Origin of the sequence: Rossellomorea sp. FM04394, assembly GCF_041889765.1 — a bacterium.
Taxonomy (GTDB): domain Bacteria; phylum Bacillota; class Bacilli; order Bacillales; family Bacillaceae_B; genus Rossellomorea; species Rossellomorea aquimaris_B.
The window spans coordinates 4,090,081-4,101,620 of record NZ_CP168654.1 but is presented as its reverse complement, the minus strand read 5'-3'; the positions used below and the strand labels follow the sequence as shown (position 1 = coordinate 4,101,620).

General features: G+C 44.6%; 8 protein-coding genes. 5 read left to right on the top strand and 3 right to left on the bottom strand.

Translation table 11 applies throughout. The annotated features are described in order from the left end of the window. Positions 1-36: 36 nt before the first annotated feature. Entirely contained in the window at positions 37-1,761 is a 1,725-nt protein-coding gene (locus tag ACCB35_RS20585) for a M4 family metallopeptidase (protein ID WP_374057084.1), read from the bottom strand. Positions 1,762-1,994: 233 nt separating this feature from the next. Between ACCB35_RS20585 and ACCB35_RS20580 the strand changes: the two genes are divergently transcribed. The 4 genes from ACCB35_RS20580 to ACCB35_RS20565 all read left to right on the top strand — a co-directional run bounded on the left by ACCB35_RS20580 (position 1,995) and on the right by ACCB35_RS20565 (position 7,738). Beyond that, entirely contained in the window at positions 1,995-2,753 is a 759-nt protein-coding gene (locus tag ACCB35_RS20580) for a hypothetical protein (protein ID WP_374055100.1), read from the top strand. Beyond that, the gene (gene sipW / locus ACCB35_RS20575) at positions 2,722-3,267 is read left to right on the top strand and encodes a signal peptidase I SipW (RefSeq protein WP_374055099.1); all 546 of its coding nucleotides are present in this window, start codon (positions 2,722-2,724) and stop codon (positions 3,265-3,267) included. Before ACCB35_RS20580 ends, sipW begins: the two co-directional genes overlap by 32 nt. Positions 3,268-3,347: 80 nt before the next feature. After that, complete coding sequence (locus tag ACCB35_RS20570; RefSeq protein WP_374055098.1) at positions 3,348-3,977, top strand: TasA family protein; 630 nt, start codon at positions 3,348-3,350, stop codon at positions 3,975-3,977. A 341-nt stretch (positions 3,978-4,318) separates the two neighbouring features. Further along, complete coding sequence (locus ACCB35_RS20565; protein ID WP_374055097.1) at positions 4,319-7,738, top strand: S8 family serine peptidase; 3,420 nt, start codon at positions 4,319-4,321, stop codon at positions 7,736-7,738. Between the two features lie 180 nt (positions 7,739-7,918). Here ACCB35_RS20565 and ACCB35_RS20560 read toward each other — a convergent pair whose 3' ends face one another. Continuing rightward, on the bottom strand, positions 7,919-8,461 hold the full coding sequence (locus ACCB35_RS20560) for a hypothetical protein (protein WP_374055096.1): 543 nt from the start codon (positions 8,459-8,461) through the stop codon (positions 7,919-7,921). Positions 8,462-8,553: 92 nt separating this feature from the next. Beyond that, a complete protein-coding gene (locus ACCB35_RS20555) occupies positions 8,554-9,465 on the bottom strand; it encodes a helix-turn-helix domain-containing protein (RefSeq protein ID WP_374055095.1) in 912 nt (303 codons plus the stop codon). A 660-nt stretch (positions 9,466-10,125) separates the two neighbouring features. On the opposite strand from ACCB35_RS20555, the gene ACCB35_RS20550 reads away from it, so the two are divergent. Continuing rightward, positions 10,126-11,511, top strand: coding sequence for a hypothetical protein (locus ACCB35_RS20550; RefSeq protein ID WP_374055094.1), 1,386 nt, complete (start codon positions 10,126-10,128; stop codon positions 11,509-11,511). The last annotated feature ends 29 nt before the right edge of the window (positions 11,512-11,540 follow it).

Sequence of the window (11,540 nt, the reverse complement as noted above, 5' to 3'; positions counted from 1 at the left end):
ATGGCTCCTAGGACAAAGAACTGTCCCTCCGTCCCATTATTCAGCCGGAACACCTACAGCATCGTAAGCATCGATGACTGCTTTTGTTTGTAGTGATGGTTGTCCATTCTTATCCGGATACTTGTCTCGAGCGGCCTGGATGGCGGCTTCGCGCATTTCTTTGAATCCAGAAGAAGGTGTCAGATACTTTGTTAATGCATCGTAGTAGATGGTGCCTGTTATACCGGCACCAATTCCGGTGACGGTTACGCCGTTATGTGTACCACCTTCTGAAATCAGGTAGGCTGCTTTATTGTTGATACTGCTGTTAATATGCACGCCGCCTTTATCTAGTTCCCCGACATAGCGGTCTTCATAGTGATCCGGGTAACGGTTATCCCTCAGGCCGTATGCAGCAGGGACGGTTTTGGAACGAGGATCTTTCATTGACCGAAGCCCGCCGTCTCCCGCTTTATTCGGAGTATAGATATCCTCACCCATTTCCCACTCTGAAGGATTTGTATAAGAACCGGATGAGTACATTTCAGATATTTCCCCGAAGATATCCGCTAATGATTCATTGATGGCCCCTGATTCATCTTGATACGTCAGATTTGCAGTGTGTTCAATGACACCGTGCGTAATTTCATGACCAGCCACGTCCAATCCGCCGGCTAATGAACCAAGAAGGTTCCCGTCGCCATCCCCGTACAGCATTTGCTTTCCATTCCAGGCAGCATTATTCCACTTAGAACCAATATGGACCGTACTGATGAATGGCGTACCTTTGCCGTCGATCCCGTTGCGTTTGTGGGCAAGTTGATAGTACTTGTTTATTTTATCAGCGTTTGTATGTGCTGAAACGGCTGCAGGGTCGTAGAAGAAATTCGTAGAACTATTGGTCTTGATTTCAAATCCAGTGAATCCAAATAATGCCGAAAGCAGGATAAATGGAGTTTCACCCATACGGCGGGCTTCAAACGTCGCAATAGGTACAATATTAGGTTTACTGAATGATCCCCCCGCGATAGAACCTCCATATAAATAGCTGGTTCCGGTTGCCGTATCCTTTCCTACAGGGAATGACTGCATTTTCCCGAATACGTTCAACCCTCTGCCTACCGCTACAGAAAGACTTGTCGGATCCACTTCATGTATGGCGTTAAAGCTGTTGACCACTTCCCCGTTTGTCGCATCCACGAAGTAATGGAAATAGCCCGGAGTCGGGGTGGAAGTGGATACTTTCACCAAGTAGGTTAAGAAGTATTTCCCTTCATGGGGATAAATCGTCAACTCTGTATCGAGCCCATCGTACGTTTTCAGCTCATCTACCCCAATGTCAGATGCTACACCAGCTTTGGCGATGTTCTCAGCTGCTTCCTTTTCAATGGCTGCTTCTGTCGGGATGATGGTACGGGCAAGCTTTTGGGTCACGTTACCAAACGATGCATATACGTTGTTATTCGCATCTAACGCAACGGTTTGTCCGGAACCATAAATTGGAATACCTTGATACTGCTCGACCGTGCGTACATGGTATGTACCTGTTTCACTATCCGTTTCCTCGCTGATGATTTTGAACTGATCTCCTGCCGTCAGGGATTTTGTTTTCTCGAGTACTTTTGATTGAAGGAACGCCTTTACAACCTCTTGCTTACTCAGTCCCTCGGCTTGTACAGAAACGACGCTTGATGATCCGGCTAATCCAGGTACGGATGGCACTAATCCTCCCAATGTGACCGACAGAGCCAGTACTGCGGGAATGGCTGCTTTTTTACTCATTTTCTTCTGCTTTTTCTTTTTCAAACACTTTCACCCTCTCGTCGAGATAAGATATCTAACAATTTAAATTATTGAGAAAGTTGAAGGTGAAATCAATTGGGTTAATTACTGTGTGATTTTCCGCAATAACGGCATTATTCGACAAAATTCCTCCCCGTTTTCCGGTCAGAATAACCCAATTTCCTTTGTTTGATAATTCTGTATACTTAGAATCAGCAAAAGGGAGTGATCAAGTGAGAAGACGAATTCAACAAACCCTCCTCCTGCCTTCTTTATGTTGTATGGCCTTTTATGCAGGGACTCAGCTGGTAGGAGAAACAGAAGCGGCATTTTCAAGCCAGGTTTCACCAGGTCCGATCACCATGAATGCGGCATTTGTTTTTCCGGCAACCATTCTAGGGATTGAGGATCGTGCACAGAAGGTGTCAAAAAGTATGGAACACACTTTTCATGCCATTGTTGCTCCCTTACCTAAAGCATCAATAGAAGAATTACATAAGCAACTGGATGAGGTGAGAGCCATGGAAGAGGAGCTGACTCGCCAACTAAGCATTATGCAAAATCTGTATGATGAAATGTCCGCGTATCATATGGACATTCAGAAAAAGGAAGTCACGAACGTCCATACATATGATTATGTACGTGAGGGTTTTCAGCATGTTGAAGACATGATGGAAGAGGTTCGAGCAACTGTCGACTTTTCACATATAGAGGCCATTCGTTCTTCTATCTTATTGCAGATACAAGACCTGGAAGATCAAGTGGAACCTTCTATAGATTCAAATCAAACGAATCCAGATCCAGTAAAACCTTCAATAGAACAACCTAAGACGAATCCAGACCCAGAGAAATCTGAATCTCAGGATGAAGCATTATTAACGGAAAAAACTGATGAAGACTCAACGGAAATTACTGATGAAGCACCATCGGAAATAACAAATGATAAGCAGGTGACAGAACATGAAGAAGAAACTGTGGAACATAGTGAGTAGTGCGATAGGAGCGATCTTTCTGGTGATGATCTGTTTAACAGCATTCATCGTCCTCTCCTCCAGGCTATCAGGAGGGGAACCAACCTTTCTGGGCTACCAGGTGAAAGCGGTATTATCAGGATCCATGGAACCGACATTCCAGACAGGGTCCATCATCTCCATCAAGCAGGGAGATGAGCGTACTTCTTATAAAACAGGCGATATCATTACCTTCCGAATGGACGATAAGCTCATTACACATAGAATCATCGATGTTCAACAAGAGAATGGACAAGTCGTGTATAAAACCAAGGGGGATAACAATAACGGCCCCGATCTATGGACGGTTCCCGCACAAAATATCATCGGAAAGTACACCAACTTGACGATTCCATATATAGGATATGCCCTGAATTACGCTAATTCAAAAGCAGGCTCTGCTCTATTATTGATTGTTCCAGGGATCTTATTGCTGATTTCCGCATTCCGTTCCATTCTTGTGGCGAAGAATGAACTTGAAGGAAGCAAAGCATGATGTATTGGTTTCATCTCCTATGTATCAACAAACGTACATAAGAGTTTACTATATTTTCTATTATTAAGGAGGATTCATTGATGAGTTTTACTAAGAATGTAAGTAAAGGGATCATGAGTGCAGCGCTGGGTTTATCATTGATCGGGGGAGGGACGTTTTCATACTTCAGCGATGCAGAGGCCACGCAGAATACCTTTGCGGCAGGTACATTGGATCTGGCGATGAACCCGAGCACCGTTGTCAACATCGATAACATCAAGCCCGGCGACGAAATTTACCGGGAATTCACGCTGAAAAACAATGGGACGCTTGATATCTATCAAGTGCTATTAGATACCAAGTATCAAGTGGAGGATGTAAAAGGTGATAACACAGGGGACATGGCAGAACATATCAAAGTAACGATCATGTACAACACAAGCAGTGCCACCAACGTAGCGGTCGAAACGACGTTAGCTGAATTACAAGGGGAAACACCTGATGTAACGGCAATCGGATCCTTTGTTGGAAGCAGCGATGATGGAGCCCTGCCAGTACCGGATGGGATCCCTGTAGGGCAAGAAGAAAAAATCTTTGTGCTATTCGAGTTTGTCGATAACGGCGAAGACCAAAACCAATTCCAAGGTGATACATTAAAAGTAGACTGGACATTCGACGCCAAGACAGGTAACTCAACTTACCATGACGATACAGATCCGGATAGCAACTAATTGGGACGTGGGGACAGGCACCCTGTCCCAAGATGATAGAGACGAGGGGATGAATCCTCTCGTCTTTATTTGGGTTCTGGGACAAGGGACCTGTCCCTGCGTCCCACTGGGGAACTTGGGGTTATAGGAAGTCACTTATTTTCATAAAAGGCAGTGTGATGCATAAAATCAATGACTCTATAACTATAAATCTAGCGGCTCTCCGATCGATTTAGTAAAAAAGACCTCTGTTTTCCTATGGAAATGCGCTATGAAAACCCCCATTTACGGGTGCGGCTTCTCTATCTACTATTAAAAGTAAGAATAGTTAGAATACAAGATAGCAGAGGGGAAGAAGAGGCATGAAGAAAAAGGTCGTACCATCTTTATTAGCATGTGTGATGACGGCAAGTGCGTTCGGGGCATCAGCAGGTGCGGAGTTTCAGTTTTCCAAGCAAGAGAAGGTTCCACACTCCGTTTTGGCCGAGAAGTCCAATCCGTTTGCGGAAGCACTTCAGCAGAGTGATGATCCGCTGTATGGCAAGGATCAATCTGCCTTCAATCCGAACGAAAAGGTAAGGGTTATCGTGGAGGTCGAGGCGGACAAAAGTTTGAAGTCACCGGCCGGGTCACAGGTGGAACAAGTGAAGAAGGCCATCTCTGGAAAGAAATCTTCAACGTCTAAAGTGAGACACACATTTTCAAAAGGGTTCAACGGCTTCAGCGTGGATACGACGCTTGGAGAAGCCCAAAAGATCGCTGAACTGGATGGTGTAAAGGATGTCCGCATTTCCAAACAATATGAGCATACCGCTGTAGACAGCAAAGAACTCGTGAAGGCGATAGATACGTGGACGAAGTATAATACGCGTGGGGAAGGGATGGTCGTAGCGGTGGTCGATTCAGGTGTGGACCACCGCCACGAAGCGATGCAGCTTTCGGAAGAAGGAAAAAAGGCGGCGAAATTAACGGAAGACAATCTTCAGGATGAGTTTCAACAAACCGAAGTAGACGAAACCTGGTATACAGATAAAGTCCCGACTGGGTATGACTGGGCGGACAATGATTCCAACGTCATTCCATCCTCCAATTCTCACGGAACCCATGTAGCGGGAATCGTAGGAGCCTATGAAGAAACCAAGAAAAAAGCAGAAGGTGTCGCTCCGGACGTACAGCTTTTAGCGGAAAAAGTATTCTCCGATAAGGGTGGCGGCGCTTATGACGACGACATCGCAGCAGGGATCTATCATGCCGTTGAAATGGGGGCGGACGTCATCAACCTCAGCCTCGGTTCGGAAGCAGGTAACGTCGATCCGAACGATCCTGTTCAGCGTGCGATTCAATATGCAACTGAACAAGGCGTCCTGGTCGTTGCGGCTGCAGGGAATGCGGCTTACAGCACCAAAAACAATTTGCTGGAAAGATCTCAACTGCCTTTAGCGAAAAATCCTGACATCGGGCTGGTAGGAGACCCTGGTGTGACACCATATGCTCTGCAGGTCGCTTCATCAGAGAATGACATGATGACAGTGGACGGGCTGCGTTTGTCAGATGGAAGTCTATTCGGCTATCAAATTCAGCCGGGGATCAAGAAATTAATCGGGACTCTGGATCCATCTAAGGAATATGAATTGGTTTATGTTGGTGAGGGGAATTCGGCAGCGGTCAAGGACCTTGACTTGAAAGGGAAGATTGCGGTCGCGCAGCCATCGCAATACTATGCCCCAGCAACCTATTTGCAGTCAGCGGCTGCAGGAAAAGGTGCGGTAGCGGTGATGGTGATTCCACCTCCTCAGGTGACGGCATATGCTAACCTCTATTTCAGTCCATACTTCATTCCGGCGGTCACAACCGATCAAGTGAATGGAAATGAACTCGCAGAGCGATTGAAGTCAGGAGAAGAATTAACGGTGCAACTGACTGACGAAGTGCTGAAGGTTCAAAATACGGCAACGGAACCGATGTCGACCTTCTCATCTTTCGGATCCCCGACAGACCTGAGCTTTAAGCCTGAGATCACGGCACCGGGCGGGAAGATTTACTCTACAGTGATCAATAACGAGTATGAAACTATGAGCGGAACGTCCATGGCGAGCCCTCAGGTAGCAGGCGGAGCGGCCCTTCTTTTACAACATTATTATCAGGAGCTGGGTCTTCCGAAGAATAAGGAAACGGTGCTGAGAGCGAAAAATGCCTTGATGAATACGTCTGAAACACTGACAAATCCTACCGATGATCACTCGGTATATTCATCTCGTAGACAAGGTTCCGGAATCATGAAGATCGACCGTGCGATAGAGACGCCATATCTCCTTGAACGTGCCGGGGTTCCATTAGAGCAGGCCGCTTCCGTTGCCCTGAAGGAAGTGGGACGCAGCTTTGATTTCACTTTGAATGTGGAGCCGTTAAAGAAAAATCTTGTAAAGCCTCAGCACCAATATGAGATTGTGATCGACCTGATCACAGACGAAACAACGAAGCAAACGCATGATGGAGTGGAAAGAGAGTACTTAACGCTTCATTCTGTACCGGTTACAGGAGCAGACATCAAGATCAACGGCAAGACGTACGATCCGGAAGAACCTATCCAATACAAACCACACCATGGCGGCGAAGTAAAGATTTCAGTTGAATTGCCTGAAGAGCTGAGTGAAGGGCGCTTCATTGAAGGGTTTGTCCGTTTTGTACCAAAAGGAAGCTCCGTAAAAGAACTGACGACACTTTCCGTACCGCTTATGGGGTACTACGGAGACTGGGACTCCATGGCGAATGTGGATGAAAGCCCGGTGACAGGGGATGCATTCTTGGGGTATACGGTCCTATTCAATGAAATTGATTCGTTGCCAATCGGATATGATCCGGCCACTGGAACATTCAATAAAGAAAAGATAGGCGTGTCACCACGATCCATAAGTGAGGGGGCTTATCCTTCTTTTACCGCGCTGCGCAACCTGAAAGAACTGTCCCTGAGCATTCAGGATGAGGAAGGGAATACCATTAAAGAGATAAGCAACTTTAGTGAATTCACAGAGGATGGAAGTCCGTTTAAATTCAGAAAGAACATCATGAGCTACAGAAATTACTCATATAACATGGAAGGATTATTCTGGAATTCTACTGACGACGATGGGAAAACGATAAAGGATGGACAGTATTATTACGTCTATACGAGCACGTTAAACTATGAGGGTGCTGAACCTCAAGAGACCAAGATTCCGATAAAAGTAGATTCCGAAGCTCCTAAAGTGGAAGACATCAAGGTAGAGGAAATGCCGGATGGAAACTATCATATCAGCTGGGATATAACAGACACGGGTACCGGTCCTCTTGGCAGCCTGCTTTGGGTGAACGGAAAGTCCCAACGGATTCAAAACGGGGGATCAGAGTACATCTCAAAAGTGAAACCGGAACTGGTCACCATCTCCGCCGTCGACAATGCCCGAAATGTGGGAGTTGCGTACCAGGGGGATGAAACGTATTTAAACGCCGAACCCCTTATTAACTATTTAGGCATCAACAACGCTTCAAGCGTAAGTGAAACCAAGCCACTGCGCCTGACGCTCTTCGGATACAAACGCCTTGATTGGCATTTGGAAATTACCGATGCACAGGGGAACACACTTGAAGAAGCAGACATCCATGACGAACATTCCATCTATAACCTGCCATGGGCTCCTGACAGTGATTATCCGGATGGGGACTACTATGTGAAGGTAACGGTGAAGGATGAGAGTGGATTGACGCTATCATCTGTTCCGAGAAAATTCACGGTTAAGCGATAGAATGTGGGACGGGGGGACAGGCACCGTGTCCCGCCGAAATTAATAGAGACGAGGGGATTTATTCCCTCGTCTTTATTTTGGTTTTGGGACGAGGGACCTGTCCCTTCGTCCCGATTCCCCCGCTGACGTAGTAACTGCAATTTAACAGCTCAAAAAACTTTTGTCCAAACATTTCTTAAACTAGTCACTACTGTTGATATGCATTAAGTAATAGACTCCGGCAATTTCACAATAATGGATGGAATCGTCGTGTAGATTGATGGTGTAAGTATAGGGAGGTATTAAGGTATCATAAGATACTTCAGCTACAATTTTTAAGTGTCCGCTTTGCTCTTTGTAAAAACGAGTTGTACGATCCATTACCTTTGATTTCACTTGCATATTTCTCCCCAGAAAAGTATATAAAAATAATTGGTGTGTCTTAATTTTAGTTTTATCTCTAATTTCAAAGTGATGAAGTTTCCCATCCTTCTTATAGTTCACGTCCCATTTATTAAACAATAAATTTTTAAGAAGACTTTTTTCTTTAAAGTCCAGGGAAGTTTCCCCCAACACGCTTCTGACCTTCACATTTGACATATTGATAAATGTACTAAGAACATTTTGTCCTATAAAATTGAAATATCTCTCGATTTCTCCAACTTTTTTGCCCGAATCATCAGTAATAGCGAAAGTCTTTGTTGATCGGTTCATCATTGGTGGTCGGAACTTATAAGTTCTCATCAGACTTCCTCCTAAAGATTATTTTGCAGGGATGTGGGAACAGGCAACCAGTCCCAAAATTGAAAAAGACGAAGGGACTAATCCCCTCATCTCTATTTAGATTCCGGGACAAGGGACCTGTCCCTCCGACCCAGAATCTCTTCTTTTCTCTTTTTAAGAAACGCCAGGTGAGTATCATCATTCCTCAATTCAAACATAAGGATGGCCTTATCTACATAAGGAAGTGCTTTTTCATAATCTCCGACTAGTTCGTAATTGTAGCCAACATGATAATGCAGCTCCCCGAGCCCCCACAGATGTTCTTCTTCAATGCACCATTTAATGGCTCTGAGACAATAGTCAATGGACTCTTCGTAATGGCCTGATTGTGTCAGGACCCGGGATAAGTTATAAAATAACCGGGTTTTAATCGATTTATCATGAAGCTGTTCGGTATGTTTCAAGATTCCTTCTACCTTTTTATAATAGTAGAGAGCCTGTTGATTGTTGTGGGAAAGTGTTTCCCATGTCCCGAAGGTCATCAGGATCTCCATTTCTCTTTCAGAGGCGGCTTTTTTTTGATGGGCTGTCAGCTGATACGCCTGTTCCATTAAGGCGAAAGCGGTCTCTCGATCTTTCTCGATTTCAAATAGATAGATGGCTTTATGCCAGTAAAGGAGCTGAAGCTTTTCGTCATCTTTATAGAAAAATGGATTTTTCAATTCTGTTCTGACCATTTCCATCATTTCAGTAAATTTCCGTTTCAGTCGGAAACTCCTCAATTGTCTTTCAACTTCTCGAAAATAGTCGATGCGAGGAGTGGTGCCGATTTCAAAGAAGTAGTTCACATCCACTCCGAGTTTCAAAGAAATTTGATATAACGCCGTGGCACTTGGGTATATATCTCCCTTCTCCATCCGGCTGATGAGTGCCTGCGTGCATATCCCTTCAGCCAAATCGCCCTGCGTCAATCCCACCACTTTCCTCAACTCTCTTATCTTCTTTCCAATAACGGAATAATCCATCTCCTCACCTCCACGAACAAATCTATTCTATTCTATTATATTAACAGATGGTGGGACGGGGGGACAGGCACCTTGTCCCGTTTCATGGATGGTGTCGGGACAGGGGACCTGTCCCCGTGTCCCAAAAAAGAGGTGGTCCTAGGATTGGACCACCTTTTAGATCGGGGACTGAACTGTCTCCCAAATGAGAATTATATAGGACAGAATGTTATATCATTAAAACTTTAATGTACGTTTTAGTCTGGCAAATTTGCGGTTTGCTTTTTCTAAAGCGTGTTTAGATCCAAATAATAGTTGGAACATATGGACCCCTCCCGGAGATTTTATATTGATCGTTATGTCTTTATTATAAGAGGGAGATATGTATAAGTCAACAATTATTGTATACCAAATACCTAATTTTCGGTGTTATTGACTTAAAAAACAGTTATAAAAGCAATTATGGTATACCATAATGAATAGCCCTTTTATTGAAAAACGCTTCAAATCCCTATAGAAACGCGATTATCATCAAGGGAACGGTTCGCGTGTCAGAATTGGGAACTACAATCACAATCAAAAAACGTCCCCTTTCCTGAAATAATGTATACCATATAATTGATTTTCATTCTCAAGAGGTTTAATATAAAGAATAATCAGAAAAAAAGAATTGGTGATTAGATGATCAAACTTTTATCCGTTGCTGCTATCCTATTTTATTTAATCAATGAACTTTTCAGTGGTATCAATATTTCTCCCATCATCTCGGTGATTTGCTTCATGATTGTCATGATCACTTTATTCAGAGTAAACAAGTTTGTAAGGGTGATAGGGGGAACGTTTCTTATATTGGGATTCATTATGTTGTTGAGGGGTGACGCCGGTTGGCAGGATATTCTGTTTTCATTCGGCCCGATGCTCAATCTTCTGACGTTGTTTGCTTTGGTCCCTTTGTTGGCACTCCCTATCAAGCTCGGAAACTATTCTGAGAATATTCAAGGCTTTATATCCAGAAGGGTAAAGTCTTCCACAAGCTTATACAGTTTGACGTCCGGGATTTCTTATTTCTTTAGTATCTTCATGAATCTGGCCACGCTTCCTATGACCTATTTCTCTGTCAGGCCGGCTGCGGATGCTTTTCCGCTCCAAGATAAAGAAAGGTTCATGAGCAGAGCCATCACTCACGGATTCTCCATGCCGTTGATGTGGGCCCCGGTCACCCCGATTGTCGGGATTGTGATCGATATGACAGGGGTGAAGTGGGGCGAGTTGCTTCCTTATGTCCTTCCTTTAAGTGTGATGGGGCTGCTGCTTGATTGGTATACAGGTGGATTCAGAAAGAGGAGGAATCGTCCTTCCTATCGTACAAGCACTGCCGCGAACGAAACGGCTGCAGCCATTGAGGGGATGGAAGGAAAGGCGGGAGCAGGGAAGCTTTCACACATTTTGCTGGCGATACTTGCCTTTAATATCGTGATTTCATTCCTCGAGCATTGGTTATCCCTTTCGTTCTTGATCGTCGTCTCACTGCTCGTCATTCCCTTTGCGTTCATATGGTGTCTATTGTTGGGAAGAACAGGGGATTTTAAAAATGGGCTGGTGAATCACTATCAGCACCATTTAATGAAAATGAAAGATCAGTTTTTCATCTTTCTATCTGCAGGTTTCTTTATATCGGCGATTGAATTCTCCCATACGGATCATCTGGTGAATGAATGGATTACCGCTTTCAAGGATACAATCGGGATTGAAATCTTTGTCCTATTAATCCCTCTGATACCTTTGACCCTGGCGTTTATCGGACTTCATCCGGCGGTGGCACTAGCCTTACTGGCAGGAACCCTCGATCCCCACAGCCTGGATGTTTCACCATACATCCTGACGGTTTCCATGCTCGCAGGGGCAGTATCCGCGTTTCTCATGGGACCCTATAACGCAACGATCGGTCTAATGTCCACCATTGTAAAGACAAGCTCATTCAAAGTGTCGAATTGGAACTTCACATTTACGTTTTCCTTCCTGGCATTGACCGTGATCTACCTCATGATATTGCAAATCCTCGTATGAGGCTAAATAAAACACCTTCGATTATAGTA